At 50.5% G+C, this 26,494-nt stretch carries 25 protein-coding genes; 8 read left to right on the top strand and 17 right to left on the bottom strand.

Annotated features, from left to right (window positions below; translation table 11 throughout):
* Positions 1-123 precede the first annotated feature (123 nt).
* The 3 genes from glnD to JWG88_RS13000 form a co-directional block, all read right to left on the bottom strand.
* Positions 124-2,712 (bottom strand): [protein-PII] uridylyltransferase, encoded by a 2,589-nt coding sequence (gene glnD, locus JWG88_RS13010; protein ID WP_205234205.1) that lies wholly within the window; start codon positions 2,710-2,712, stop codon positions 124-126.
* A gap of 3 nt (positions 2,713-2,715) precedes the next feature.
* Positions 2,716-3,054: a P-II family nitrogen regulator gene (locus JWG88_RS13005; protein WP_205234204.1), complete on the bottom strand. Its 339-nt coding sequence runs from the start codon at positions 3,052-3,054 to the stop codon at positions 2,716-2,718.
* Between the two features lie 134 nt (positions 3,055-3,188).
* A complete protein-coding gene (locus tag JWG88_RS13000; protein WP_205234203.1) occupies positions 3,189-4,415 on the bottom strand; it encodes an ammonium transporter in 1,227 nt (408 codons plus the stop codon).
* A 617-nt stretch (positions 4,416-5,032) separates the two neighbouring features.
* Here JWG88_RS13000 and mtnA point away from each other — a divergent pair.
* Positions 5,033-6,172, top strand: coding sequence for an S-methyl-5-thioribose-1-phosphate isomerase (gene mtnA / locus JWG88_RS12995; RefSeq protein ID WP_205234202.1), 1,140 nt, complete (start codon positions 5,033-5,035; stop codon positions 6,170-6,172).
* Here mtnA and JWG88_RS12990 read toward each other — a convergent pair.
* Positions 6,158-7,573 (bottom strand): mannose-1-phosphate guanylyltransferase/mannose-6-phosphate isomerase, encoded by a 1,416-nt coding sequence (locus tag JWG88_RS12990; protein WP_205234201.1) that lies wholly within the window; start codon positions 7,571-7,573, stop codon positions 6,158-6,160. The genes mtnA and JWG88_RS12990 overlap by 15 nt on opposite strands.
* Before the next feature lie 32 nt (positions 7,574-7,605).
* Positions 7,606-8,973 (bottom strand): phosphohexomutase domain-containing protein, encoded by a 1,368-nt coding sequence (locus JWG88_RS12985; RefSeq protein ID WP_205234200.1) that lies wholly within the window; start codon positions 8,971-8,973, stop codon positions 7,606-7,608.
* 103 nt (positions 8,974-9,076) lie between these two features.
* Here JWG88_RS12985 and rfbA point away from each other — a divergent pair, with 103 nt between their 5' ends.
* The gene (gene rfbA, locus JWG88_RS12980) at positions 9,077-9,979 is read left to right on the top strand and encodes a glucose-1-phosphate thymidylyltransferase RfbA (protein ID WP_205234199.1); all 903 of its coding nucleotides are present in this window, start codon (positions 9,077-9,079) and stop codon (positions 9,977-9,979) included.
* Between the two features lie 119 nt (positions 9,980-10,098).
* On the top strand, positions 10,099-10,974 hold the full coding sequence (gene rfbD / locus JWG88_RS12975; RefSeq protein WP_205234198.1) for a dTDP-4-dehydrorhamnose reductase: 876 nt from the start codon (positions 10,099-10,101) through the stop codon (positions 10,972-10,974).
* A 7-nt stretch (positions 10,975-10,981) separates the two neighbouring features.
* On the opposite strand, the gene JWG88_RS12970 is transcribed toward rfbD, so the two are convergent.
* Positions 10,982-11,353, bottom strand: coding sequence for a PilZ domain-containing protein (locus JWG88_RS12970; RefSeq protein WP_205234197.1), 372 nt, complete (start codon positions 11,351-11,353; stop codon positions 10,982-10,984).
* A complete protein-coding gene (locus JWG88_RS12965) occupies positions 11,353-12,135 on the bottom strand; it encodes a UPF0280 family protein (protein WP_205234196.1) in 783 nt (260 codons plus the stop codon). Before JWG88_RS12965 ends, JWG88_RS12970 begins: the two co-directional genes overlap by 1 nt.
* A 183-nt stretch (positions 12,136-12,318) precedes the next feature.
* Between JWG88_RS12965 and JWG88_RS12960 the strand changes: the two genes are divergently transcribed.
* A complete protein-coding gene (locus tag JWG88_RS12960) occupies positions 12,319-12,984 on the top strand; it encodes a TIGR04282 family arsenosugar biosynthesis glycosyltransferase (RefSeq protein ID WP_306793098.1) in 666 nt (221 codons plus the stop codon).
* Positions 12,985-12,997: 13 nt separating this feature from the next.
* Entirely contained in the window at positions 12,998-13,621 is a 624-nt protein-coding gene (locus JWG88_RS12955) for a TIGR04283 family arsenosugar biosynthesis glycosyltransferase (protein WP_205234194.1), read from the top strand.
* On the opposite strand, the gene JWG88_RS12950 is transcribed toward JWG88_RS12955, so the two are convergent.
* The gene (locus JWG88_RS12950) at positions 13,604-14,206 is read right to left on the bottom strand and encodes a CvpA family protein (protein ID WP_205234193.1); all 603 of its coding nucleotides are present in this window, start codon (positions 14,204-14,206) and stop codon (positions 13,604-13,606) included. The two genes, JWG88_RS12955 and JWG88_RS12950, sit on opposite strands and share 18 nt — an antisense overlap.
* A 226-nt stretch (positions 14,207-14,432) precedes the next feature.
* Between JWG88_RS12950 and JWG88_RS12945 the strand changes: the two genes are divergently transcribed.
* Together JWG88_RS12945 and mutM are read left to right on the top strand one after the other, a co-directional pair.
* On the top strand, positions 14,433-15,218 hold the full coding sequence (locus JWG88_RS12945; RefSeq protein ID WP_205234192.1) for a 4'-phosphopantetheinyl transferase superfamily protein: 786 nt from the start codon (positions 14,433-14,435) through the stop codon (positions 15,216-15,218).
* On the top strand, positions 15,196-16,032 hold the full coding sequence (gene mutM / locus JWG88_RS12940) for a bifunctional DNA-formamidopyrimidine glycosylase/DNA-(apurinic or apyrimidinic site) lyase (protein ID WP_205234191.1): 837 nt from the start codon (positions 15,196-15,198) through the stop codon (positions 16,030-16,032). Before JWG88_RS12945 ends, mutM begins: the two co-directional genes overlap by 23 nt.
* 12 nt (positions 16,033-16,044) lie before the next feature.
* Here mutM and JWG88_RS12935 read toward each other — a convergent pair whose 3' ends face one another.
* The 8 genes from JWG88_RS12935 to rpmH all read right to left on the bottom strand — a co-directional run bounded on the left by JWG88_RS12935 (position 16,045) and on the right by rpmH (position 24,229).
* The gene (locus tag JWG88_RS12935; RefSeq protein WP_205234190.1) at positions 16,045-17,286 is read right to left on the bottom strand and encodes a molybdopterin-binding protein; all 1,242 of its coding nucleotides are present in this window, start codon (positions 17,284-17,286) and stop codon (positions 16,045-16,047) included.
* 81 nt (positions 17,287-17,367) lie between these two features.
* On the bottom strand, positions 17,368-19,062 hold the full coding sequence (locus tag JWG88_RS12930) for a bifunctional sulfate adenylyltransferase/adenylylsulfate kinase (RefSeq protein WP_205234189.1): 1,695 nt from the start codon (positions 19,060-19,062) through the stop codon (positions 17,368-17,370).
* A gap of 161 nt (positions 19,063-19,223) precedes the next feature.
* A complete protein-coding gene (mnmE, locus tag JWG88_RS12925; protein WP_205234188.1) occupies positions 19,224-20,615 on the bottom strand; it encodes a tRNA uridine-5-carboxymethylaminomethyl(34) synthesis GTPase MnmE in 1,392 nt (463 codons plus the stop codon).
* A 91-nt stretch (positions 20,616-20,706) separates the two neighbouring features.
* Complete coding sequence (locus JWG88_RS12920; RefSeq protein WP_205234187.1) at positions 20,707-21,705, bottom strand: Jag family protein; 999 nt, start codon at positions 21,703-21,705, stop codon at positions 20,707-20,709.
* A 63-nt stretch (positions 21,706-21,768) separates the two neighbouring features.
* Positions 21,769-23,433 (bottom strand): membrane protein insertase YidC, encoded by a 1,665-nt coding sequence (gene yidC / locus JWG88_RS12915; protein WP_205234186.1) that lies wholly within the window; start codon positions 23,431-23,433, stop codon positions 21,769-21,771.
* A gap of 67 nt (positions 23,434-23,500) precedes the next feature.
* On the bottom strand, positions 23,501-23,740 hold the full coding sequence (gene yidD / locus JWG88_RS12910) for a membrane protein insertion efficiency factor YidD (protein ID WP_205234185.1): 240 nt from the start codon (positions 23,738-23,740) through the stop codon (positions 23,501-23,503).
* Positions 23,730-24,086: a ribonuclease P protein component gene (gene rnpA / locus JWG88_RS12905; RefSeq protein WP_205234184.1), complete on the bottom strand. Its 357-nt coding sequence runs from the start codon at positions 24,084-24,086 to the stop codon at positions 23,730-23,732. Before rnpA ends, yidD begins: the two co-directional genes overlap by 11 nt.
* A 5-nt stretch (positions 24,087-24,091) precedes the next feature.
* On the bottom strand, positions 24,092-24,229 hold the full coding sequence (gene rpmH / locus JWG88_RS12900; protein WP_205234183.1) for a 50S ribosomal protein L34: 138 nt from the start codon (positions 24,227-24,229) through the stop codon (positions 24,092-24,094).
* Positions 24,230-24,575: 346 nt separating this feature from the next.
* On the opposite strand from rpmH, the gene JWG88_RS12895 reads away from it, so the two are divergent.
* The gene (locus tag JWG88_RS12895) at positions 24,576-25,406 is read left to right on the top strand and encodes a class I SAM-dependent methyltransferase (protein WP_205234182.1); all 831 of its coding nucleotides are present in this window, start codon (positions 24,576-24,578) and stop codon (positions 25,404-25,406) included.
* Between the two features lie 108 nt (positions 25,407-25,514).
* On the opposite strand, the gene JWG88_RS12890 is transcribed toward JWG88_RS12895, so the two are convergent.
* Positions 25,515-26,255 (bottom strand): NADH-quinone oxidoreductase subunit B family protein, encoded by a 741-nt coding sequence (locus tag JWG88_RS12890; protein ID WP_205234181.1) that lies wholly within the window; start codon positions 26,253-26,255, stop codon positions 25,515-25,517.
* Between the last annotated feature and the right edge of the window lie 239 nt (positions 26,256-26,494).

Here is a 26,494-nt window from a genome sequence, read left to right as displayed (position 1 = left end):
TGTCTCCTTAGTTATAATATTTCGCCAATTCTCGGCCTCAAATCATCTACGATCGAAAAACCCCTTTTTTTACTATTTATTACACAAAACGTAATATGTAAATACTTTTTTGTTACAAGAATGTTATTTTTTCTCATTTTCCAGGCTAATCGTATACAGCAGCCCATTTACTATTTCCTTTTTAAAATCATTGTCTTGTATTTTTGCGTTGTTGTTGTCAAGTACATAGAAGACATCAATCAATCGCTCCACCTCAGTCGCAATGAATGCCTTGTAGATACTTAACCCGAAATCCGCCATGGTCTGCGTAATTCTGTAGAGCTGCCCCTCTCTGTCCGTGCCATACACCTCTATGACGGTATAGCGGGCAGAAGTTTCGTTATCCATTACCACCTTCGGCTGCTCTTTGGAAAGCAGTTCCCTTCGGCGGCCGTATGCATCGGCAAGCTTATTGAAAAGCCTGTGACTCAGCCCCAAACGATGGGCAATGGCAAGATCGAGCTCTTTGTTAAGAGAACGCCAGTCTCTCTCGGAAAAGGATGTACCATCGGTTGGGCGGACATCAAGCACATCAACCACGGTTCCGTCATTCCAGGTAAATATCCGTGCATTAAGCACGGTCAGGTTGTTCAAGGCCATGACACCGCAAATCTTGGCGAGCAGGCCGGCCTGATCAGTGGCCATGATCAACAGCGACCAGTATTCCTTCTCCTCCTCGGCAAACACCAACGACTTTTGACGGAGAAGGCGATAATTATCACGGTGCGTAACAACATGTCTTGCCACCGTTCCAGAATTAAAGGAAAGCAGATAATCCGGAGAGAGCTCATCAACTGTGATTTTAAGACCATCCTTCCCGGCAAGCAGTTCGGATACCTGCTCTCTAAGCCAGAGAACTCCCTGCTCAACCTGGCTCTCGACCAGACCGGCATGGGCATGATCAAATCCAGAAAATTCAAGATAAGGCTTGATCTTGAGAAACATCTCCTGCAGCAAAGAGGCTTTCCATTCACTCCAGGCCGATGGCCCCGTTGCTCTGGAATCTGCTATGGCAACAAGATAGAGCATTCCGAGCCGTGCCGGGGTCCCGATTTGTTGCGCACAGTTTTTAATGAATTCACTGTCGTTCAGATCCCGCCTCAGGGCGTTTTCCGGCATAAAGAGATGGTGCTCCACCAGGAAGCGTAACTCGCTGGACTCCTTTTCACTCAGTCCCATGCGAAGCCCGATGCCGCCTACAATTTCCGCGCCTTCCCGGGAGTGATCCCTGCCGGAACCCTTGCCGATATCGTGAAGCAGCGCCCCCAGAAACATGACCCAGGAATATTCGACCAGAGTAAAGGCAGCTTCCTGCTCCGCCACAACCCGCTGAAGTTCATCGACGGCCTGCAGTGAATGACGGTCAACGGTATAAACATGATAGACATCATGCTGAACCAGGGTATGGATCCTGGAAAACTCAGGAATATAGGCCGAAAGCAGCCCTGTCTCCAGCATTACTCCGAGGACGTCGGCAACATTGACGCTATTTTCAAGGATGGCCAGAAATGCTTTGGCGGCACGGGTAGAGCTCCGCACCTTTGCAGTTATGAGGTTAAGATTGGCCGATACCATCTTTCGCGAACGATGATGCACCGGTACTCCAAGACGTCCGGAGGCAAGAAACAGACGGAGCAACAGGTGCGGTTTTTTCCGCAGATCGTCCGGCGAAGCAACGAGATGGAGGGTTCCACCACGCAGCTCGACACCCTTTTCAATCACTTTATCCGCAACCTCTCCGTCACCGCCGATCTCCAAAACATCAGCGACATGGGCGAAAAACTGATCAGTGACAACGGCAATGTTCTGCATGTGAGCGTAGGTGTCCCGCATAAAGACCTCGACAGCGAGAGAGCCTTCGTGGTCACGGTAGGAAAAGGCTTCGGCGATCTCCTCCTGCTGTTCAAAGTGGAGCTGGTCATTCTTTCGTCCGGAAACATAATGCAGCCTGTTCCGTATCCTGATCAGCATATCCCAGGAGGCCACGAAAGGGGCCTGCTCCTCGGGAGCGAGAATGCCGGCGTTAACGATGCCGTTTAAACCCTCAAGACCATAGACGACCGCTGCTGTCCAGAGCATTGACTGGATATCGCGCAGCCCGCCCTTGCCCTCCTTGATGTGCGGTTCGAGCAGATAGGAGTGGCTCCCGTATTTTTCACGGCGCTCACGCCGGAAGCGTTCCATGGTTTCAACAAACTCCCGGCGTCGCCCTTCGACAAACTGCGAGCGATAGGTGGAAAGCAGTTCAAAATAGAGGAGTTGCGACCCGGCGAGCAGCCTGGCATCGAGCAGGGCCACCCGAAAAAAGAAGTCTTCTCCGGCCAGCGCCACCGCCTCTTCCACACTGCGCACGCCATGTCCCACTTCAAGCCCCGTGTCCCAGAGAGGATAGAGGACCGCATCCGCAACCCGGCCGATATCGTCCCTGACATCCGGACGAAAAAGAATCATTAAATCGATATCGGAATAGGGGAATAGTTCTTGCCTGCCATAGCCGCCAAGAGCAACCAACGCCACGGATTCAGCGACAGCGGCGATATCCGCCCCCAGAAAACGCTCCTGAACAAAATCATCCACCAGTTTCGCCTGCCCCCGCAACAGGGCTTGACCGCTCAGACCCTGCTGCCAGAGAGCTTCGAGCGCTTCTCTTTTTGCTCGTATTGGAAGCTTCATACGCTATAGCGCGTCCCTGTTTTCCTCTCCGGTGCGCACCCGCACTACCCGCTCGACGGGCATGACGAAGATCTTGCCGTCACCGATTTTTCCGGTATTCGCCGCTTTTCTGATGACCTCGACAACCGCATCCGCCCGATCAGCGGCGACAACTATTTCTATTTTTATTTTCGGAATAAAATCAACAATATATTCGGCGCCGCGATAAATTTCCTTATGGCCTTTCTGGCGGCCATAGCCTTTGACCTCCGAGAGGGTCATCCCCTGGATCCCGATTTCATTTAATGCCTCTTTGACATCATCCAGCTTGAAAGGCTTCACTATCGCCTCTATCTTTTTCATATCACAACCCCTTTGTCACTTATCTCGCAGAGCCCCACTGAAAGGATGGTGCACCAGTTATTTTCCTCAACACTCACACAACTACACTATACACGTTTTCCACAAAACAGGGGGAGCAATGGTATTTTGAGCGCTCAGCCTGGAGTGTTGTAAGCCGTCTCGGAATGCTGCGTTGAATCAAGCCCCCGCACCTCGTCCTCGGCACTGACCCTCAGCCCGATTACCGTATGGATTACCTTAAAAAGTACCCAACTGACCACAAAGGCATATACTCCGACAATCAGGATACCTTTCACCTGGATGAACAGCTGCACCGGATTCCCGTAAATGAGACCATCAACACCACCCGGATTAATTGCCTTTGAAGCAAAAATACCGAGACATAGAGTACCAACGACGCCACCTACGCCATGGATACCAACTACGTCCAGTGAATCATCCAGGCGCAGCTTAGTCTTTATATTAACCGCGAAATAACAGACGATGCCTGCTATCATGCCAATAAGAATAGCCGCGTTAGGACCGACAAATCCCGCAGTCGGTGTTATTGTGGCAAGTCCCGAAATAGCCCCTGAGGCGGCCCCCAGTGTTGTCGCCTTACCCTGTTTCAACCATTCCATCATTACCCAGGTGGCCATTCCCGCCATACCGGCAAGATGAGTCGCCACGAAAGCGGTGGCGGCAACCTCATCCGCAGCAAGGGCCGATCCGCTGTTGAAGCCAAACCAGCCAAACCACAGCAGGCCCGTCCCCAGCACCGTCATCGGCAGATTATGGGGCATAAAACTGGTTCTGCCGTACCCTTTCCTTGGACCGATGACCAGCACCCCTGCCAACGCCGCCACCCCACAGGTTAGGTGAACCACCAAACCGCCGGCAAAATCAAGCACTCCCATGCTGCCAAGCCATCCGCCGCTTCCCCAGATCCAATGACAGACCGGATTATAGACAAGTATAGCCCAGAGCACCGAAAACAGCAGAAAAGGAGCAAAACGGACCCTCTCGGCAAAGGCACCGGCAATGAGGGCAGGGGTTATCACAGCGAACATGCACTGATAAATCATAAAGACGGTCTGCGGAATCGTAGTTGCATAATCCGGACTCGGCGCGCTGGTTACCCCCTTGAGGCCAAACCAGGCAAGACTGCCGACAACTCCGCCGACATCGGGACCGAACGACATGGAGTAGCCGATATAAACCCATTCTATCGATATTAAGGCAATCATAAACAGGCTCTGCATAATGGTGGCAAGGACATTCTTACTGCGAACCATACCACCATAAAATAGCGCCAACCCGGGGGTCATTAGCAATACCAGGCCTGCAGCGGCTATAATGAATGCCGTATCCGCCTTATCCATTGTCTTCTCCGTCCGTTTCTAAAAATCCCCGCCTGCTCATCTTTTCGACAGGCACCTCTCCAATTCCGCCTGGATTTGCATAATCTCTTAAATTTATGCACTACCCATTACTTATTATCCAGTATCCAAGGAGCGTACCACAACTCCGATAAAAATTTTTTATGCATAGGATTAAATTACTTATCAATTTATTGTGTATTTTTTTTGACAAAAAATATTATACATTTTTGTAAACGACAAGCAAAATGATTACATTTTTGTAGCCTTATAATTTGTGAACTTCCCCCCGCATATATTTGAATCTATCTGAGAAGGCCATTGCTAATGCACAAAGCTGTTATTGCGTTGCAATTTCTACAAGCCATATTATGTTCAGCAAAACAGCAGTTCAAATCACGAATATTCGATACGACCGAGAGCGCCCACGGTTAAGAAACAATCCAGCAAAACATGGTACCACCGCCCTCTGCCTTTTCAGGTCTTGATTATAGCCCATATCCAATATCTAACCCCCAAAAGAGGATAAGTACCTTGGATGTAGAGGGCAATTCACAGTTATCAATGCATTATTCGTTTTCTTGTTTTTTCTGACAGTTTTTCAGGAGTAAGGTACTAAAATGAATGTCAACGGAAAATCCTACAGAACAATCTGGCCTGCGGTCCACAGCTCCGACACCATATGCATCATCGATCAGCGCCAGCTGCCGCACAATTTCGTCATAGAAGAGCTGACCAATCTGGAAATGGCCTGGAGAGCCATACGAGATATGCATGTTCGCGGAGCAGGCCTGATTGGGGCGACTGCCGGTTTCGCCATGCATCTTGCCGCCCTGGAGGCACAAGAAAAGACCTTTACCGCGGATCTTGAGGCGGCCGGAAAATATCTGAACGACAGCAGACCTACGGCAAGAAATCTCGGCTGGGCGGTGGACCGCATACTTCAAGCTGCCGCCGGAGTGGACACTGTCCCGGAAAAACGCCGTATCATCTATGCCACAGCCTGCCGGATTGCCGACGAGGATGCCGGGTTCTGCAGGAAAGTCGGCGAACATGGCAGAGCAATACTGAAGAAAATCAGTGCAAGAAAAAATGGCGACCCCGTCAACATCCTGACCCACTGCAATGCCGGCTGGCTGGCTTTCGTTGATTACGGCAGCGCAACTGCCCCAATCTACGCAGCCCGGGATGCCGGAATCAACGTGCATGTCTGGGTTGATGAAACCCGCCCCTGGAATCAGGGAGCCAAGCTGACAGCCTGGGAGTTGCAGCAGGAAGGTATTCCCAACACCCTGATCACCGACAACGCCGGGGGTCACCTTATGCAAACAGGCAAGGTGGATGTGGTTATCGTCGGTACGGACAGAACCACGCATACCGGTGATGTAGCCAATAAGATAGGGACATACCTCAAGGCTCTGGCGGCAAAAGACAATAACATTCCCTTTTACGTGGCCCTGCCTTCCTCCACCTTCGACTGGAATCTGGACAACGGCAGGGATATTCCCATTGAGATACGCTCCGGTGAGGAAATTACCAGAGTCAGCGGAGTTACCGATGCCGGAACCTCCGAGAGCGTCTGGATTGCCGGCAGGGATACCATAGCGGAGAATTACGCTTTCGACATCACCCCGGCACGGCTGGTCACCGGCCTGATCACCGAACGCGGCATTGTCGAGGCAAACAGAGAATCAATCCACGCCTTGTTCGACGATATGCAGCGACAGGGGGATCATCACGACATTTCACCTCCGATCTGAGCCGTAATCATCCTCATAACGCACGATATCATCCTCGCCGAGATAAGCGCCGATTTGAATTTCTATCATTTCCAAAGGAAGAGTACCGGGATTTTCCAGCCTGTGCACAACCCCGGGAGGCACATAGCTTGAGTGGTTTTCCCGGAGAAGCAGAACATCCTTGCCGCTGGTGATTCGCGCGGTACCTCTGACTACCACCCAGTGTTCATATCGATGATAATGTTTCTGCAGGGAAAGGCCGGCACCGGGGTTCACTACAATTCTGCTTATCTTGTAAAGCTCTCTGGCCTCCAACACGGTGCAACTTCCCCATTGGCGAAAAACCGTGCGATGAAAGCGGCACTCGTCCCTGTTCTTTGCCTTGAGATACTCAACGACTTTTTTGACCCCCTGCACCGAGGACATGGATGACACCAGCACAGCATCCGCCGTCTCCACCACTACTGTATCTTCCAGACCAACGGCGGCAACAAGTTTATCCTCTGCAGCTATCAGGCAGTTGCCGGTGGATTCAAGAATGACATCTCCCCAGTGGGCATTGCCGTCTGCATCCTTTTCCATTATCTCCCATAAGGACTGCCAGGAACCTACATCCCTCCAGTCGAGATCCACAAGAACAACCGAGGCACATTCCGTTTTTTCCATGAGAGCATAATCAATGGAGATATTCTCGACACCGGCCATGCTCACCGAATCAAAACGAAAGAAGAGACCATCTCTGCCGCCGTTTTTGATGGCTTGCACCATATGTTCCTGCAGCCGGAGGCAATGGTTTGCCATTTCCTTCTGCAATGTCTTCACACTGCAGGTGAACATTCCACTGTTCCAGTACCAGTTCTCCCTGCTGAGATATTCCCTGGCCAGTTCGATTCCCGGTTTTTCTCGAAAGGAGAGGACTGCTCCATTCTCACCCGCTTCGATATAGCCATAGCCGGTTTCCGGACTTTGAGGCTGAATGCCGAAGGTGACGATACGTCCATTTTGGGCCAGCACCACCGCTTTTTCGACCGCGTCCAGAAACTCCTGCTCCTTGCTGATCAGATGATCCGATGGCAGCACAAGCATAATAGTCGTTTCATCTCGTTGCAGCCGCACATATTCGGCGGTCCCACAGACGGCGGGACCGGTATTTCTGTCAAACGGTTCCAGCAGGATGGTATATTCCGGGAATATTCCCAGTTCTTCAACCTGCTGCCTGGTGACGAATCTGTGTTCTTCACAAACCACTATTATGGGCGGCAGGATGTTGCCGTCCATCCTGTATACCCGCTCCAGAGTGGACTGCAAAAGCGACCTGTTGCAGGTCAGGCGGAGCAGTTGCTTGGGATAGATTTCGCGGGAAACCGGCCAGAGCCGGGAGCCGCTGCCCCCTGCAAGTATAATGGGTTGAATTTGTATCACATGAAACCTCTTCAGTTCCAAACAAGGTCAAATTATTCGTTTATCAGCCGCAAAAGCTCCTCGGTCTTTTCTTTCAGCAGGCTGTTGTCAGCGCGGCTCTCAACATTAAGCCGCAGCAAGGGCTCGGTATTCGATTTTCGGATATTGAATCTGAAATTTTCATAGGTTACGCTGAGGCCATCGACATAATCCCTGTCGCCGTCACCATAGCGCTCCTCGATTTTGCGGATGACGCCGTCGGCATCCTCGACGATGCTGTTGATCTCCCCCGAAACCGGATAGGCGGCAACCATGTCTTCAACCAGACTGGAGAGGGGCTTTTTTACCTTGCTCAGCAGCGAGCATATCAACAGCCAGGGTATCATGCCGGAGTCGCAGAAGCCAAAATCCCTGAAATAGTGATGGGCCGACATTTCGCCCCCATAAAGGGCGTTCTCGTGACGCATCCGCTCTTTTATAAAGGCATGGCCGGTCCTGGTCATAACCGGAATCCCGCCACACTTTCTCACCTGATCCATGGTATTCCAGATCAGCCTGGGATCGTGGAGGATCTTTTCGCCGGGATATTTGTTGAGCATTTCTTTAGCGAGCAGCCCGACAAGATAATAGCCTTCGATGAACTCCCCCTTTTCATCCCAGAAGAAGCAGCGGTCAAAATCTCCGTCCCAGGCCAGGCCCAAATCGGCGCCATGCTCCAAGACGGCACGAGAAGTTTCTTCCCTCTTTTCAGGAAGCAGCGGGTTTGGAACTCCATGCAGAAAATGACCGTCAGGCTGATGATGAAGTTTATGAAAGGTAAAGGGAAGATGCTCCTCCAGAAGGTCAATTACCTGCCCGGCACAGCCATTACCGCTGTTGACCACGACCTTCAGAGGCATGAGCGCCTCCTTTTTGATATAGCCCAGCAGGTGTTCGATATATTCCTTCCTGCAGCTCAAAGCGGAATATTTCCCAGGATTGCGTACCGGCGCCTCCGCGGGCTCCTCAACCGTATATTCGGCCAGCTTTTGCAGCCCGGTGTTGCCGGAGAGAGGACGTGCTCCGGAAGTGACGATCTTCATGCCGTTATAGTCGGCAGGATTATGGCTGGCTGTAACGATAACGCCGCCGTCCACACCCTGGCCCTCCAGACTGAAAACCGCATGATATATTTCCTCGGTCCCGCAAAGACCGCAATCGAGGACATCGCATCCTCCTTGCCGCAGACCGTCGCTGAGCCGACCGGCAATCTCTTTGCCGCTGAGCCTGATATCCCTGCCGATTACCACTTTCCGCAAGCCGAAAAGCCCAGCCAGACCACGACCGATCCGGTAGGCCAGATCACCATTAAGCTCCTGCGGAACCTTGCCTCGTATGTCATATGCCTTAAAACACGACGATATTGATTTCAAATTTTTCATTTCCCTTTTTATACAAGAATGCTATACTCTTTTTCTTCTCAAAGATGTCTTCTAAGTCTACTCGCTAACCCGCTAACAAGCAAAAATAAATATACTACTTTTTATGAAAGGAATCATACTTGCCGGGGGATCAGGCACGCGGCTCTACCCACTCACCAAGGTTGTCTCCAAGCAGCTTATCCCTGTCTATGACAAACCGATGATTTACTATCCCCTGTCGGTATTGATGCTCGCAGGTATTCGGGAAATCCTTATCATTTCCACCCCTGCCGATTTGCCCCGCTTTGAGGAGCTTTTTGGCGATGGCTCTCAATTTGGTCTGTCCCTGAGCTATGAGGTTCAGCCCGAACCCAAGGGACTGGCCCAGGCCTTTATCATCGGTAAAAAGTTTATCGGCAATGATACGGTGGCGCTCATCCTCGGCGATAATATCTTTTTCGGTCCGGGCTTCTCCCGGATCGTCAGAAATTGCGCCGGCCTCAAAGAGGGCGGCATCATTTTCGGTTATCTGGTTAAGGATCCGGAGCGTTATGGTGTAGTTGAATTTGATAAAGATCATAATGTCATCGGCATTGAAGAAAAACCGCAATTCCCAAAATCAAGATTTGCGGTCCCAGGCCTCTATTTTTACGATAACGAAGTAGTGTCCATTGCAGAGCAGATCAAACCCTCCGCCAGAGATGAGCTTGAAATAACCGATGTCAACATGGAATATCTGCGCCGCGGAAAACTCAAGGTAGAACCTCTCGGCCGCGGCTTCTGCTGGCTCGATACCGGAACCCACGAATCGCTGCAGCATGCCTCAAACTACGTCCAGGTGGTCCAGGACAGGCAGGGACTGAAAATTGCCTGTATCGAGGAGATTGCCATGGAGCTGGGGTATATCTCCATTGATGAAATCACCTATCTGGCCTCCGATATGCTGAAGAACCAGTACGGCAAATATATCGTCGACATCATCGCTGAAAAAAAGGGTTCCAGCCCTTACCGCAACAACCACAACTAACCCAGCTGAGCTGGACTCTTTACAGTACCCCCTTGAGGGGTATAAGAACCTTTAGACAGATTATTTTCCTGCAAAAGAACAAGAAAAACAATCTGTAAGGTACTAATAACGGACACCTTATGAAAATCGTCATCGTCGGCTTTGACGGACAATTAGGTACGGATTGCCGGAGCATCCTGGGCAGGGAACACCAACTCATTACTCCCACTCTGGCCGAACTTGATCTTTGCAACGAGGCAAACACCATCTCCTTTATAACCGCACAACAACCCGATGTGGTTATAAACTGTGCTGCCTACACTGCGGTTGACAATTGCGAAAAGGAAGAAGAGCTATGCCGCAGGATAAACAGCGACGGACCCGCCTTTCTGGCCCGCGCCTGCCGGCAGGCAAAAAGCAGGCTCATTCATATCTCGACGGACTATGTCTTTGACGGCAGGAAAACGGTCCCCCTGGCCTATCGCGAAGATGATCGGGTAAACCCGCTTTCGCAATACGGGAGGACCAAGCTCGACGGGGAAAAAGCGGTGCAGGCTCATTGCCATGACTATGCAATTCTGCGCACCGCCTGGCTCTACTCCGCACATGGACCGAACTTTCTCAAGACCATGCTGCGAATTACCCTTGCCGACCCAACAGCTATCCGCAAGGTTGTCAATGATCAATATGGTTCTCTTACCTGGTCATACACTCTGGCCGAACAGATTGAGGGTTTACTGGATTCCTCCGTCCAGGGGATTATCCATACAACGGCTGACGGCCACTCCAGCTGGTACGAAGCCGCCTGTTACTTTCTGGAAAAGATGGGCGTGAAGCATCGCCTCACTCCCTGTACCACCAGCGAATATCCGACTCCGGCACATCGCCCCGCCAACTCCATCCTTGCCAATACCGTACTTAACGATCTCTCGCTGTCTGTCTTTACGGACTGGCGCAATGATGTCGATAAATTTGTCGAGCGTTATGGGGATGCCCTTTTCAAAGAGCTGCAGTAAAGATGCCTCAGTCTTCCAGATAACTGAGTTTGTCGAGAAGGTGGTGAATATCATTCTTCTCCGAAAGTTTTAGATCGTGGATCTGGAAACCTGCTAAGAAGAAATTCGGGTTTGTATCCTTTTTACACCACAGGCTGGTGGCATCAAGCATCAAATCACGCCGTTCGCTCGCTTCAGCTGGAAGTTGGATTCGCAAACGGAAGTCTTTATTCACTGCTATGGCGTCGTCACTGAGCAGCATTGCTCCCCTGGAAGAAAGATTGATGATATGTCCCAATACCTTGGAGCTCATGCCATCGAATACGCGCAGATAATAAACCAGATATTTTCTTTCGACCTCTCTTCTTTCCTGCGATTCTCCTCCAGAAGAATCCGTCATCACTTACTCCCTTCTTTTACCCTGACAAGCCTGATATCACCGACGGCACCTAGAACTTCCCCGCAGATGACCACCACCCCGGTTATACCCTCTATTGTCTTAGCTGCCGCCAGAGCCTGTTTAACACGTTCCTTTCCCGCGGCTCCACGACCAACCTCATTGCCGAGCCTGGTTGCCGCGGTATCGGCCAGCAGAGTTGATCTGGCAACCACCGTCACCGAATCAGCCTCACCCATGCTGAGACTGTGCCCCACCGTCCCTGAAGAAGTGCAGACTCCCCACGGCATCGGCACGGAAAGCTCAATGCCGACTCTGTTGCTCAACGGTGATTCACCTGCAAAAATGGCTATGACGGCGGATTGTTTGCGGCTGATGAAAATATCACCACCGTTTTCTATGATGATTTCCTGAACCCCTTCCTGTAGCAGTGTCCTGCCGACATATTCGGCAATTCCTCCGGCTACGGCTGCCATTGGCCCTACATTTGCCTTTCTGGCGGCGTCGTACATATCGCGGATGAGGGGTGGTGCTGCGAAATCTTTGGAGAGGGGAGAGAGGGATGAGTAGAAAGCCGGATACCTGATAATATGATCCTCGAGCTGCAGCCTGCACTGCAGAACAATTTCCTCTGCTCTCCTTTGCACATCCCTGTCCGCCTGGATGTGCAGATCTGTTTCCTTTATCAGCACATGCACTTGGATCAAGCCTGCAGCCTGCGCCTGCCCGCGATAGCTTCGGATTGTATATGATTCGGGTTTTTTTCTTCTCTGTTTACTTTTCATCGCCACCGGCATTTTTTAGCCTTGGGGAAAAGCTCATTTTTTACTGTCGGCATCCAATTGAAAAAGGGTCTTGAAGTTGCCACACCAGTATTATACCCTTGCAGTGAAGTGTCGCTTATAGTAATTCGGAAAAGAAGGAACTTTTTATCTCTCCTGCATCACTGCTCCAGCTTGATCGGATCAATGCCTCCTGATTTTAAAATACGCTATTCTATGACCTCTGTACACGAAATTATCCTGCTGTTTACCAAATTTCCACGGCCAGGGTGCTGTAAAACCCGGCTAATCCCGGCCCTTGGTCCCGAGAAAGCAGCACTTGTACAGAAGATAATGACCCAATCGGTTCTACAGAAGATAGACGACTTTTCAAGAATATATCCCTGTAAAACCATAGTATATCACGATGGAGGCTCCACCGGGGAAATGAGTAAATGGCTGGGGAAGAGATTTTTCTATAAAAAACAGCACCCCGGTGAGTTGGGAGAGCGTATGTTCCAGGCCATCGCGGCGCAACTCTCCGACTACCGGGCAGTTCTCCTGGTTGGTGCGGATTGCCCGTCAATAGATAGTGGTATTTTTCAGGAGGGTTTTGCCGCACTGCAGACCAATGATGTGGTTATCGGCCCTGCCTTCGACGGCGGCTATTATCTTATCGGAGTCAGGAAGAGTCTTTCCCTGGAGAGTCTTCATTTTCTCTTTTCCGATATTGCCTGGGGCACCTCTGCTGTCCTGGTCCAGACCCTCAAGAGAATAAACACACTGCAACTCAACCATCAACTTTTGAAGAAGCTTCATGATATCGACACCCCGGAAGATCTCCAATATTTCGATTATAATCCCGACGCGTAACGAGGAGGCCAACATGCCCCCGCTGGCGGCGAATCTGGCAGATGTTGACTGTGAGGTGATTGTCGTTGACGGAGGCAGCAGCGACAGAACTGTTGAACTGGCTGATTTCTATAACTTCAAGGTCCTGAAAACGGAGCCAGGAAGAGCGTCACAGCTCAACCGGGGTGCTGCAGAGGCGGGCGGCAACATCCTGCTGTTTCTCCATGCCGATACCCGTCTGCCGCAAAATTTCGAGGTCGCCGTCCGCCAGGCGGTCAGCGATCCCACCTGCAGCGCCGGCGCCTTCCGGCTGGCAGTTGAAAATGCAACTCCAGGCCTGCGTTTTATCGCAGCCTGCGCCAATGCCCGGTCACTGCTTTTCCGGCTTCCTTATGGCGATCAGGCTATCTTCGTCTCAAGAGAGAACTTTTTCAGGCTGAATATGTTCCCCGAGCTTCCAATTATGGAGGATTATGTCTTTATCAAAAATGCACGGAAACTCGGCAAAATCGTCATCTTAAACGAGTATGCCGTCACCTCCGCCAGAAGATGGCGGCGGCTGGGAATCGCTCGTACCACTTTGATCAACCAGCTTGTCATTGCCGGTTTTTACCTGGGTATTTCACCTCAACGGCTTGCCCTACTCTACAACCGTTGATTTTTCCACAGCTCCACTCTCCTGCTGCTTGTCGTCGAAAAACTTCATGACATCTTCCACAGAAATTGCAGGAGACTGCTGGGTCAGGGATTTGCGTACTTCTTCATCATCTATGAATGTTCTGGCATATTCGGCCGACGAGTTCAGGGCGGGACATGTCTGACATTCCCGCAGCATGGTGTTTTCGGGGGCCATTATCGAACTCAGTACCATATGAAGCATAACAACGACGAGAGCACCCATCACCCCTCCAAAAACCGCGCCAAGGAGCTTGTCAAACCATTTGCTGATAACAATTTCAATGACGCGCGAGAGTCCTTTTCCCAGCAACAGCGTAATAATATAAGTCACCAGGAACAGGATGACGATGCTTGCCATGAATATGACTGTCGGATTATCCGATAAATCTTTTAAAAATGGAAACAATCTGTCATGATACTGGCTGGCGATATAATAACTGACAAAGAGCGCTACCAGACCCGTTACCTGCCTGAGAAATCCCAGCCAGAGACCGCGGGCGATAAAGAGAAGCAATAGGCCAACAACAACAAAATCATATCCTGTCAGATTGACACCGGTCTCCATAATTTCTCCACTATAGTGCTTTACTCTTGAAAAACTGTCACTCAGTTCAGTATCCCGTTGAGGGGTGCCAAAATACTCTGCCTAAAGCTTCTTATCCAACTCAGCCGGTATAGCAGCGTGTTATTTATGTTGAATGCATTAAAATATATAAGAATATGATCCCACAATTTCCTCTCTCTGGAAAAGTAGCAGGAATAGTTGAAATTGCAATGAATATTTATATGAAATGATGGTTGAAAGTATATCTTCCCCCGAAAATATCCTACCGCAGAAGTTCGTTGACACCGTCTCCACCATCTTGCCACGCCTGTTTTTTGCTGCAACGATGATCGAGATTGCAGCTGTACAGCAATTGTCGGAACGAAAATTGCTGAGAAAATGGCTTAATGAAAATGAGCTCTCACAGTGCGAATCCTTCAAACTGACCAGGCGCAGGAACGAATGGCTGGCGGGAAGAGTTTGCGCCAAACTCAGCACCGCTGCCATCGGCGGGTCCTCCGGGAGACTGTTGTCCCCAAAAGAGATAGGTATTGCAAATCGTGCAGACGGCAGACCTTATTGCATTTTGGCGGAAGGGAAAACTCATCCGGAATTTCTGGATGTATCTATCACCCATAGCAGCAAATTTGCCGCCGCTCTAGCCGCTGATTCACTATGCGGCATTGATATCCAACAGTGCCGGGAGGCCCTTGTACGTGTACAGGATCGCTATTGCAGCTGCAGCGAAGAAAGACTTCTCCGCGAGAAATTCAGCTCATCAAGCCAGGTCAGCAGTCTCAACCTGTTGTGGACTGCCAAGGAAGCCGTGCGCAAAACCTTGAGCTATGACGATCTTCCAGGTTTCCTTCAGCTCAAGCTCTGCAAAATCCAACATCATGGAGAGGGGTATTCCATCTTCCTATTTTCTTACCAGAACAGAGAAATAGCAGCCATCTGTACTCATTTCAAGGAGTATGGAATAGCGGTCTGTTTCCTTGAGGGCAAAAACAATGCCAGAACTTCCCGAGGTTGAAGTCGTCCGACGTGGTCTTCTTCCCCATCTGAAGAACAGAAAGGTTCTCGGCTTTCGCTGGAGCGGCAAGAATCTACGCACCATTGTGCCCGAAGGCCTCCTTCGGGAGAGAATGACAAATGCCGTTATCACCGATGTCGGCCGCCGTGCCAAATACCTCCTTTTACCGACAGACCGCGGCGATCTCCTCATCATTCATCTAGGCATGACCGGACAGCTCGGTCTCTTCAGCAAGGGGACTCCGGATGCTAAACATGATCATCTTTTCTTCATTCTCAGCGACAATATTGAGCTGAGATATCACGATGTCAGAAGATTCGGAGCGGTTCATCTGATCACACAGGAAGAAAGAGGTGAAGCGGAGATAAGCTTTTTTCAGTCAACCGGCCCTGAACCTTTCAGTGATACCTGTACGGCTGCGTATCTGCATCATAAAGCCTGCGGCAGTTCCCAGGCCGTCAAGACATTCCTCATGAATGGCAGGATCATCGCCGGGATTGGAAATATCTACGCCAATGAAAGCTTATTTGCAGCCGGAATTCACCCCGCAACCCCTGCCGGAAAGCTGAGTAAAAAACAGTGGCAGCTGCTCCTTAATAAGGTACGCGAAATTCTCAATTGGGCCATCGAATGCGGCGGATCGACCATCAGCGATTTTCTCAATGCCGGCGGCGGCAGCGGTTATTTTCAAGCGAACTTCAGGGTATATGGCCGCGACGGAAAATCCTGCGTGGCCTGCTCGACAACATTGGTCAGACAGGTGATAAGCGGCAGAGCCAGTGTCTTCTGCCCCAGGTGCCAGATGATACGATAACATCATTGCAGCTCAGCTGGAGAGAAAAGACGGCGGAGTCAAGGGCAGGACGGTCGCCAGCTCATCTTTTTTGAGGCGCTTTCTGGCAGCCGGGCAGAAGAGGTAGCAGTTGCCCGTCTCCTTTCCGCCGGCAGGCCTGACCATGACGACTCCTCTCTCTTCGGACAGCACGGCTTCCTGAAGCTTTAATACCCCGGGCTTGCGTACCATCATCTCTTCCTTGAGATAGGCACGTGCCGCAGTCTTCCATTGCACCAGACCCTGCATCGCTAACAGAGCAGGACGTATGAGGACATGGAATAAGGCCTGAACGGCCTGAGGAGGGCCCGGCAGCCCGAAATACAGGCTGTTGCCGATAATGCCGAAAAGCACGGACTTCCCAGGCCGCAGTTTCAGTGAGCTGAAAATTATTTTGCCGCCGCACCGGGTAAAGGTCTCCTCCATCAGATCGTATCGGCCTGGTCCCATTCCCCCCGTACTGATGATGATATCACTGTTGCCATCTTCAACTCTGGTAAGGTGTTTCTCCAGCGCCTCGCGTTGATCCCGCACTGCCCCACAGTCATCACCTCGGCCGCCAAATCCGTGGATAAGAGCGGCCAGCAGATACCTGTTCGATGATATCTTCTGCCCTCTGCTCTGCCTGGCCGGGTTGTCGACAAGCTCGCTGCCGGTGCAAAAAAAAGCTACTTTGGGCCGCTGATAGACCTGCAGTTGGACATACCCTGAATCAGCCAGTCGAGCCAGATGGGCTGGACCAAGACACGCACCGTCACGAAGCAAAAGGGCTCCCCGGCGCAGTGAAGAACCTCTCTTCTGTATGTGAGAGGCAGCCGCCAGTAATGTCTGTTCAGCTATAAAAACACCCCCTTTTCTTTCCCTGCACATCTCTTGAGGGATAACCTTCCAGACACCACGAGGAACCGGGGCACCCGTCATTATCCGGTGGGCGAACCCCGGCCTGTTCCTTCTTATTTGTATATCGCCTGCTGCTATTTCAGCATCGAGACGATACTCCAGGCCGTCCTTTGTTTTCCCAAAAGGAGTTTTGCCAACGGCATAGCCGTCTCGATTGGATTGGCTGAAGGAGGGATAAGATTCGGAAGCGTAAAGAGATGCCGAACAAACACGGCCCAGCGCCTGATTGAGCAATATGTTTTCTGAACGGAGAACGGGGAGATGGTCCCGTATTACTTTCAGGGCCATTTCAAGGCTGGGATTGTTTTTCATGATAATCAAGCACGATGGTGTCACGATAAACACTCTTGCGGACCAAAACTCCGACTTTTAAAAAGCCCGATCTTCCGCGTCGCAGGTTCATCAAGCTCAGCAATATCAGACGATATAGCCCTGCTGCTGCAGGTACAAAAGAATCTCCTGAACCGCCTCCATAGGCGTTATCTCAGAGGTGTCGATTTCAATATCCGGGTTTTTGGGCGGATCGTAGGGATCCGTTATTCCGGTCACACCCTTGACGATACCGGCGCGTGCCCTGGCGTAAAGTCCTTTGCGGTCACGGGCCTCACATACTTCCAGAGGTGTGGAAACATAGACCTCGATATAACCGCCACGGCGCGAGATCAAGTCCCTGTTCGCCTGGCGGGATCCTTCATAGGGCGCAATAGGAGCACAAAGGGCGATGCCTCCGTTTTTCGTGATTTCGCTGGCAACGAATCCGATGCGGGTAATATTCAGATTACGATGCTCCTTGGTAAAGGTAAGCTCTGACGAGAGATTTTTCCTGACAATATCACCGTCAAGGAGGGTAACAGGCCGATCCCGCATTTCCAGAAATTTGACAAGAAGCACCCTGGCAATGGTCGATTTTCCCGAGCCCGACAGTCCGGTCATAAATACCGTGAATCCCTGCTTCGATCTGGGCGGAAAGGTGCGCTGCAGTTCTTGCACGACCTCCGGATACGAGAACCACTCAGGAATATATATCCCCGATGTTAAGCGCCGCTGCAGTTCTTTTGAGGAAATCGTTTCGACCTGCTCCTTTTGATCCGCGGAGATCTCCACATAAATCTTTTTTTCGGGAAGATAGCCGAGATCAATCTGCGGTACCATCTCTATACCTGTCTTTGGGGCCATTTCCGCCACCAGTTCCTGGGCAGCCCCTCTGGGATAAAATCTGTCGTTGCCGTTGATGAAGGGATCGGCATGATCTTCAGCGACCATAAAGTGGCTGCATCCGAAATTTTTCCTGATCACCGCCTGCGACAGTGCCGCCCTGGGACCGGATTTTCTGCCGGCCAGGGGCATCAGCCCCAGCAGAATCATGTTTGGCGGAAATTTGTCGACGAAATGCTGATAACAGCGCACCTGTGTGTAGTAGTCGAGATCGCCTGGGTGAGATAGATCGGCCACCGGGTGCAGGAGGATAGCGGCACCGGCCCGGCGGGCAGCAGTCAATACCATCTCCCGGTGAGCACAATGAAGATAATCATCGGTATGGAAACCGAGAACCTTGCGCCAACCATTCATGGTAAAGCGGCGAACCGTCTCCGACGGGGTGAAACGCAGATCCTGAAAATCATAATGTACAGGCAGACTTACCCCCTCCATGGTACCGCCGACATACCAGTCGGTCTCTCTTTCAAGAAGAGACTGGACCTCCGGATGGAGTGAAGCATCCCTGGTACCATAGACTGCCTCCGCCTCACGGTCTTTGTCCATCGGCCAGATGTCACTGATCGTTAAGACGGCCAGCAACACGCCTTCCTGGTCATTCAAAGCCACCCGCTGGCCAATCTCCAGTGTGTGGGCAGTTTTTTCAGTGACATCGAGGCTGATCGGCATCGGGAAAACGGTGCCGTCCACCAGGCGCATGGTATCAAGAACTGCTTCGTAATTTTCCCTGTTCATATAGCCGTCAAGAGGATACATCCCCCGATTGAGCAGCAGTTCTATATCGGCCAGCTGACGCCCGTAAAGATCGATATTCTGCAGCGTCAGGGCTTCTTGCCGCAGTATCTCGGCCCTGCGGAAGTGGACAATCAAGCTTTCCGAATATTCGATAGTCGACATTTTTTGTACCGTATAATTGATGAGTGTAACAGCTTAGAAATGGTTGATATATCAGTATACAATTACTATAGCCGTTTCTCCGTTCCCCGGCCAGGCAGAAAATCTATCACCCCACTTGTCCACAAGCGTTTGGGGAACACAATATGTGTGAAAATACGAGATTATTTCCCGAGACAGAACTGCTCAAAAATGACATCAAGAATATCTTCGGTAGTGGTTTCACCGACAATATCACCGAGTTGATCGAGACACTCCTGCAGGTCGACGGCGAGAAGATCATTGGTTATTCCCATCTCCAAACCGTCAACTATTCCATCGGCGGCGGCTTTGGCCTTGGTCAGGTTCTGCTTATGACGAAGATTGGGGGCGCAGGCGTCCTCCTGCCATTGATCTTTCGCTCCGGTGACGGTCTCAAAGAGCAGTCGCCTCAGAGCATCCATGCCATGCTGCTCTTTAGCAGATATAAATACCCGCGGCAGATCCTTTTGAAAGGGAATAAAAGTCGCCCGGTCAGTGTCTTGCAACAAGTCGGTTTTATTAATAACCAGGATATTCTGTTTATGAGAGACGCTGGCAAAGAGCACCGTATCTTCGGCGAGAATTCCGTCGGCGCCGTCGATCATGAAGAAGACGATATCGGCCTCGTTGAGAAGCCTCCGCGCCCGTTGGATGCCGAGGGCTTCCACCTCGTCGCCCCCCTCACGGATACCTGCGGTATCGGTGATTCGGACGGGCATTCCCATGACATCGATATGCTCTTCGATACTGTCCCTGGTGGTGCCGGGAATAGCGGTCACCAGGGCACGCTCCTCCTGCAGCAGGGCATTGAGCAGGCTGGACTTGCCGACATTGGGCCGACCGACTATAACCACGGAAATGCCCTCTCGATAAATTCTTCCCTGATCGGCACAGAGCAACAGGTGATCGATAGGCGCAATGACCTCCGCTTTCAACCTGCGCACCATACTCTCACGATCGACAATTTCTACATCCTCATCGGGAAAATCGATGGAAACCTCAATCAGAGCGCGCATGCCTTTTAAGGCCTCACGTATCTTTTCGACGCGCTGATAAAGGGCGCCAGCCAGCTGCTCCTGGGCTATATCAATGCCTTTACGGGTTTTTGCAGCAAGAATATCGATCACGGCTTCGGCTTTGGTCAGATCAATCCGGCCGTTGAGAAATGCGCGTTTGGTAAACTCGCCCGGATCGGCCAGTTCCACGCCACGCTGCAGTATCAATTCAAGTATGGACTGGAGAACAAGGAAGCTGCCGTGACAATGGATCTCAACGACATCCTCGCGGGTATATGTCTTTGGAGATGCCATGTAGACGACGAGGACTTCATCGAGTATACGCTGCTGATCAGGGTCGACAATATTTCCGTGGAAAAGATGATGACTGCGGAAATCGCAGGAAGGATTACCGGGCTGAAAAAGTGACTGCAGCACTGGCAGGGCCGAGGACCCACTAATACGGATAATCCCGATACCACCGGAACCCGGCGGTGTCGAAATGGCGGCAATAGTCGTATCGGTTGTATACTCAGTCATGATGGAGTCGCTATAGAGGCCGATTCGCGGATTTAAAAACGTCAGCTTTTCCGGAGTAAGTCGCTAACTGAGTAATCGGAGAAGATTATTTTTAATCTTCGGAACTACTCGATTTTTTGCGGCTGCTCTGACCTCTCCGGCCTCGCGAATTATTGCGCTTGCGGCCGCTGCTCTTACCGCCCTTGCCCGGTTTATAAATAAGTATTTTTTTGAATAAACCATCACCTACGCTCCTGCTGCGAATTTCTTTATCTTCCTGCAGGCTCATGTGGATGACGCGTCGTTCAGACGGACTCAGCGCTGCTATCACCTGCGTTTTACCATCGACCTTGACCATCTCGGCAAGTTCGAGGGCGCGTTCCTTCAGCTCAGAGAGACGCTTTTCCCGGTAGTTGCCGATATCAACGGTCAGACGCAGTCTGTTGGGTACCTTTCTGGCGATAATTTTGCGTAGCAGATACTGGATCGAATCGAGAGTCTTTCCATCCTGCCCGGTAAGTATGTCTTCGTACTCCTCACCGACGTGACATAAAACGGAGGTTCCGGCACTACTTACCTCAACCTGCGAAGGATATCCCATGAGAGCGAGCAGCCTGCTCAACTCCTCTTTGATAAGCAGCAAAGATTCCTCCGGCAGCTCCTCTTCTTCCGGTATCTCCTGATCATCTGGCATATCGACGTCATCTTCAGACTCATCTTCGGTATCGTCTGCAATTTCAGGTTCAGAGATTATGGCGGGTTGAGGAGGGACAGGCTCTTCTGCGGTATTTTTCTCTTCAGCTACAGGTGGCGATTCCTGGGGTTCCGGGGAGGAAATCTCATTCTCCTCTTTTTCAGCTGCAACGGATGAAACAGCTTTTTCCTCGACCGTTTTGGAATTTTCCCTCTTAGGCCTCCGAGAAGGTGAACCGGACTTTTTTATCCGGGCTCTGATGTGTGCCTTTTTGCGGATCAGCCCGAAAATTCCGGATGAACCTGTTTCAACCACCTCGATTTCCAACTGTTCCTGAGGCACCTGCAGCTCTTTACATGCCTTTTGAATCGCATCGGTAACTTCTTTTCCATAAAAATCTTTATTTTGTGAAGTCATAGACATTCCCTAAGTAGTTATTTCACCGGTCGCCAATTTATGTAAGCCGGCACGAGGCAGCGACTATGCCGCCGCCTTTTCCTTTTTGGCGACTCCCCGATTTATCAGCTGCTGCTGCAGTATTGACAGAAGGTTATTGACAAACCAGTACAGTACCAGACCGGAGGCAAAATTAACGAACATAAAGGTAAAGACCACCGGCAACATCATCATGATCCGGGCCTGTGTCGGGTCGGCGGTTGTCGGAGTAAGCTTCTGTTGAATAAACATGGATGCGCCCATCAACAGGGTAAGTACAGGCAGGCCGCCTAAATAAGGGATATCAAAACCTAACCATAATCTGTCCGGTGCGGATAGATCGTTTATCCAGAGCATGAACGGAGCATGCCGCAGTTCAATACAAAGGAGAAGAACCTTGTAGAGTGCAAAAAAGACGGGAATCTGCAGAACCATCGGCAGACAGCCGCCCAGTGGGTTGACCTTGTAGGTTTTATACAGACTCATGACCTCGCGGTTCATGGCCTGAGGATCGTTTTTAAACTTTTCTTTGATCTTCACCATCTTAGGCTGAAGTTTCTGCATATTCTTCATCGACTTCAGACCCTTTTGAGTAATGGGCCAGAAAATTACCTTGAAGATGATGGTGACCAGGATGATGGCGATACCGTAGTTATGAAAATACTTATTGAAAAAGTTCAACAGTGCCAGCGTTGGCTTGGCAATAATATCAAACCATCCGAAATCTATAGACTTATCCAAGCCATAACCGGTTTCCTTAAGAAGAGAGAGCTTTTTAGGACCATAAAAAAGGCGATAGTCATACACTTTTCCCTCTCCCGGACTCAGGGTGTCCAACTCTCCGGTGAGTCTGGTATAAGCAATATCTTCAGTACCCTGCATCTGATAGGTGGATGGCTCTCTGTTCCCGGGAATGATTGCCCGCATAAAATAGGTCCCCTCATACGCTATCCATTCAAATACTCCTTGAACGGTGTTGGGACCCTCTTCAAATTGCTTGGCTTTATATTCCTGCAGCTCGCCGTTTACATAGGCCGCCGGTCCGTTGAAAAGAAACCGATTAAAGGTACTGCTCTCCTGAAATGGCACGCCAACCTGATAAAGCTGGGGACTGCCCTGCAGAGATAGTTCGGTAGGATTCGATACCTTGATTTGAAGGTCTATCAAATAACTGTCTTGATCAAAGATAAACACCTTTTCGACAGCAAGTCCGCTCGGGGCAATTGCAGACAGGTGCAGTTCACCTTTGCCATTGGAAAAGGTAATAGATTTGTCGGCAGCCTCAAATACAGTTGTAGCAGGAAAAACACTTCCCCAGGCAAATTTGAGGGGGTAGCCCATCTTTGCAGTGTTGTTTATCAGTTGTTTGCCCGGTGAATCCTCCGCATTGGTTTCCTTATGCTCCTTAAGCACAAAACTGGTTACGGTACCGCCCGCTTCCGATATAACGGCGGTGTAAAGCGAGGTTTCTACGGTGATCTTTTCCGCATCGCCATCAGCAGCGGGGGCCGGCACATCAGCGGGGGTTTCATATTCCGGCTCGACCTCGGTCCATTCAGGAGGTTTTGCTTGTTCAGTAGTGGACGGGGCTTGCGTCAGCTCACCCTCCACTACCGTCTGCTTGGTACCAAACCCTACGAAAAAGTATTGATAACCGATCAAGATGACGAACGAAATGAGTATTGCCAGAAAGGCTCTATAGGTATCCATTAATTATCCTGCTCTAGAGGAGTCCTTGGTAAAGTATTGTTAATCCGTCAAAGAAAAGTTTTTGACGCTATGGGAGAGGATCATATCCGCCACTGCAAAAGGGATGACATCGAGCTATGCGCCTGACGCTGAAAAACAGACCCCGCAGGAGTCCGTAACGTTCAATGGCTTCAAGTGCATAGCATGAACAGGTTGGGGTAAATCGACAACTCGGAGGCAAAAGAGGGGAGATAATATATCGATAAAACTTAATGAGGCCTAACGCCGTCTTTCCTGGCCACTGCAAGGGATTTATCTTAATTGTCATCTGATACGCCACCCTTATAAGCGAGAAGTGATACGGCCCGAACGACTGCCCCTGGTGAATCAGACGGAAAAGAAGGCTTTACCGCCATAACGATATCCGAATCGTCAGGGTAAACTTCCCTATGCAGGCGAAACGATTCCCGTATAATCCGCTTAATCCGGTTTCTTTTAACAGCACCCTTAACCTGACGATGTATACTTATACCCAAGCGGTTAAAACCGAGATCGTTTCTGCGATAAATCAAAGTAAAGCCATCGCCGTATAAACGTCTTCCCTGTTTATAAACCTGTTCAAACTCTTTGGTTTTACGCAACAGGCATGTTTTGGAAAGCCCGTATTTTTTCAAGCGAATCAGGCTGACAATCTCTTTCTGCCTCGTGCCCGACGGTTACTCAAAATGGCGCGCCCCGCACGGGTGCTCATACGGGCTCTAAAACCGTGGGCGCGCTTGCGCTTGATGTTGCTGGGCTGAAAAGTACGTTTACTCATTTGCTTACACCTTGGTCTGAATCCACTCGAAGGCGGAAATGTTTCATTTTTTCGATCACAACGAGGAGCTATGAAAGTTGTGTTCTCGCCACAATCCTCTCCCGTCCCGGAATTCCTGCCGGAACCTATAAACTACAAACCAGTAATATTAACCACACATGTACCCTGGTGTCAAACTTTTTCAGAGGCAAACCCATGTACCCGGCTTGTCAATAGGTCTTTCCCATGCTAGACTGGGATGATCTTACCCGTTTTTACTGGATGAGAACCTTTAGACAGATCTTTTCTCGCATTCAACAAGAAGCCCAATCTGCAAGATATTTTCCTATCATCTATGACCCCTCCCATGAAAAATAGACAAATGACAACGTATGAGGATATCGACTGGAACGAACTCTGGCGCAATGGCAGAAAACAGAAGTCATGGCACAGCAAAGGCGCAGAAGACTGGGACAGAAAGGCCGCTTCCTTCAGCGAAAGGAACAACCACTCCCCCTATATTGCACTCTTCCTTTCACGACTGCCGCTGGATCCTTCTTTCTCGATTCTCGATGTCGGTTGTGGCCCGGGAACTCTTGCCCTGCCTTTGGCGGTGCAGGTTGATAGGGTTACCGCCATCGATTATTCCGAAAAAATGCTCGATGCTTTGCGCCAACGTGCCGAGGAAAAAGGTCTTACCAATATCAGCTGCGTACACTGCTCGTGGGAGAGCGACTGGCAAAGCCATGGCATCGAACCGGCGGACATTGCCATCGCCTCTCGATCCATGAATGTTGCCGATCTCTCTGCCGCCATAGACAAGCTTAATGCTTACGGCAGCAGATACGTGTTCATATCCGATCGTATCGCGCCGAGCCCCTTTGATCCTGAGGCCTTCGCCGCCATCGGCCGTGACTTTAATTCAGGACCGGATTATATCTTCACCCTTAATCTTCTCTACAGCAAAGGCATTCATGCCAATGTCGAGATCCTCCAGCTTGACCCGGATATAGAGTTCAAAAGCATGGAGGAAGCACTGCAAACCTACCGCTGGATGTTCAAGGAAATCACCGATACCGAACTGGGAAAGCTGAAGAAATATCTTGAGAGCAGGATTATCGCCACTGCCGACTGTCTGGTACTTCGTCGCCGTTATCCTCCCCGGTGGGCGATGATCTGGTGGAAACAGGAGTCTTGAAAGAAGAGCCTAGGCGTAATATCTGAAACGGCTTGGCAGTACATGTCGTGCGGCAAATCGCCGTTTCAGATCTACAACGCCGCAGATCGGGCTTTTTACGACGCCGTCTTATTTAAAAAACTGCAGCAATGCATGCAGCGTCGTCAAGGGATGAGGTGGGCACCCTGGTATATAAAGATCCACCGGGATCAGACTATTGAGATCGCCGACAACTTCCGTACTGCCGTAAAACGGCCCCCCCGAAATGGCGCAAGCGCCACTGGCAATAACGACCTTGGGTGATGGAACCGCCTCAAAAGTATCAAAAAGGGCCTGTTTCATATTATGCGAGATCGGACCTGTAACATGGATACCATCGGCATGGCGCGGAGATGCCACGAAGTCTATGCCAAAACGGGAAAGATCAAAGAAAGGCGTATTGAGGACATTTGTATCCGCCTCGCAGGCATTACAGCCGGCAGCAGAGACCTGGCGGAGCTGGAGAGAACGGCCGAACAGCTTTTTGAAGTGCTGCTTGGCATGGTCGGCAAGGGCGGGAAGTGATCCGGCCACTATCAAATCCCGGCGGTTTGCCGCACCAAGCTCAAAATTTCGGCTGAAATGGACAAAACCCCCTTCCACGGTTTCGCAGGAACCGCAGAAAGTACAGCGTCCCAGATCAATGGTTTTGTCCTGGGCATCGATTGCCTCCTGCGGACAGATTTCGGCACAGCGTTCAACGATATCCTGGCTGCACCCGGCATCGATCTCAGGCATCCCTCGGTACCGTTTATACAGAGAAATGGTCTCTTTCGGATATTTCGAGGTTTTGCAGCCTTGTTCCTTTTTATTTTTTAATATTTTTAACATATATAGAAACCCTTATGTGTTCGGTATGAGCAACATTCATTGTAACTATTCAGGTTGATCCGTATTATTTGGCCAACCACCTGTCTGTAACTGTTTAGCACCTTACTGCTGAAAAACTGTCATAAAAAACCAGAAAACGAATAATGTATTTAATAACTGTTAATTGCCCTCTATATCTAAGGTACTTATCCCCCTCAAGGGGGTACTGTACAGAGTCCCGGCCGCTTGCGGCTTACCGG

It is taken from the genome of Desulfopila inferna (assembly GCF_016919005.1).
GTDB classification, from domain to species: Bacteria; Desulfobacterota; Desulfobulbia; order Desulfobulbales; family Desulfocapsaceae; genus Desulfopila_A; species Desulfopila_A inferna.
The sequence above is the reverse complement of the archived record's forward strand: the minus strand, read 5'-3'. Positions and strand labels throughout refer to the sequence as shown.

Coding starts and splice junctions, on each gene's coding strand:
- yidC (WP_205234186.1), bottom strand. CDS start 23,433: ATGGATACCTATAGAGCCTTTCTGGCAATACTCATTTCGTTCGTCATC.
- mtnA (WP_205234202.1), top strand. CDS start 5,033: ATGAATGTCAACGGAAAATCCTACAGAACAATCTGGCCTGCGGTCCAC.
- rfbD (WP_205234198.1), top strand. CDS start 10,099: ATGAAAATCGTCATCGTCGGCTTTGACGGACAATTAGGTACGGATTGC.
- JWG88_RS12945 (WP_205234192.1), top strand. CDS start 14,433: ATGATGGTTGAAAGTATATCTTCCCCCGAAAATATCCTACCGCAGAAG.
- JWG88_RS12970 (WP_205234197.1), bottom strand. CDS start 11,353: ATGACGGATTCTTCTGGAGGAGAATCGCAGGAAAGAAGAGAGGTCGAA.
- mnmE (WP_205234188.1), bottom strand. CDS start 20,615: ATGACTGAGTATACAACCGATACGACTATTGCCGCCATTTCGACACCG.
- glnD (WP_205234205.1), bottom strand. CDS start 2,712: ATGAAGCTTCCAATACGAGCAAAAAGAGAAGCGCTCGAAGCTCTCTGG.
- JWG88_RS12950 (WP_205234193.1), bottom strand. CDS start 14,206: ATGGAGACCGGTGTCAATCTGACAGGATATGATTTTGTTGTTGTTGGC.
- JWG88_RS13005 (WP_205234204.1), bottom strand. CDS start 3,054: ATGAAAAAGATAGAGGCGATAGTGAAGCCTTTCAAGCTGGATGATGTC.
- mutM (WP_205234191.1), top strand. CDS start 15,196: ATGCCAGAACTTCCCGAGGTTGAAGTCGTCCGACGTGGTCTTCTTCCC.
- JWG88_RS12890 (WP_205234181.1), bottom strand. CDS start 26,255: ATGTTAAAAATATTAAAAAATAAAAAGGAACAAGGCTGCAAAACCTCG.
- yidD (WP_205234185.1), bottom strand. CDS start 23,740: ATGACAATTAAGATAAATCCCTTGCAGTGGCCAGGAAAGACGGCGTTA.
- JWG88_RS12930 (WP_205234189.1), bottom strand. CDS start 19,062: ATGTCGACTATCGAATATTCGGAAAGCTTGATTGTCCACTTCCGCAGG.
- rfbA (WP_205234199.1), top strand. CDS start 9,077: ATGAAAGGAATCATACTTGCCGGGGGATCAGGCACGCGGCTCTACCCA.
- JWG88_RS13000 (WP_205234203.1), bottom strand. CDS start 4,415: ATGGATAAGGCGGATACGGCATTCATTATAGCCGCTGCAGGCCTGGTA.
- JWG88_RS12960 (WP_306793098.1), top strand. CDS start 12,319: ATGCCTCCTGATTTTAAAATACGCTATTCTATGACCTCTGTACACGAA.
- JWG88_RS12955 (WP_205234194.1), top strand. CDS start 12,998: ATGCCCCCGCTGGCGGCGAATCTGGCAGATGTTGACTGTGAGGTGATT.
- JWG88_RS12920 (WP_205234187.1), bottom strand. CDS start 21,705: ATGACTTCACAAAATAAAGATTTTTATGGAAAAGAAGTTACCGATGCG.
- rpmH (WP_205234183.1), bottom strand. CDS start 24,229: ATGAGTAAACGTACTTTTCAGCCCAGCAACATCAAGCGCAAGCGCGCC.
- JWG88_RS12965 (WP_205234196.1), bottom strand. CDS start 12,135: ATGAAAAGTAAACAGAGAAGAAAAAAACCCGAATCATATACAATCCGA.
- JWG88_RS12895 (WP_205234182.1), top strand. CDS start 24,576: ATGAAAAATAGACAAATGACAACGTATGAGGATATCGACTGGAACGAA.
- JWG88_RS12985 (WP_205234200.1), bottom strand. CDS start 8,973: ATGAAAAATTTGAAATCAATATCGTCGTGTTTTAAGGCATATGACATA.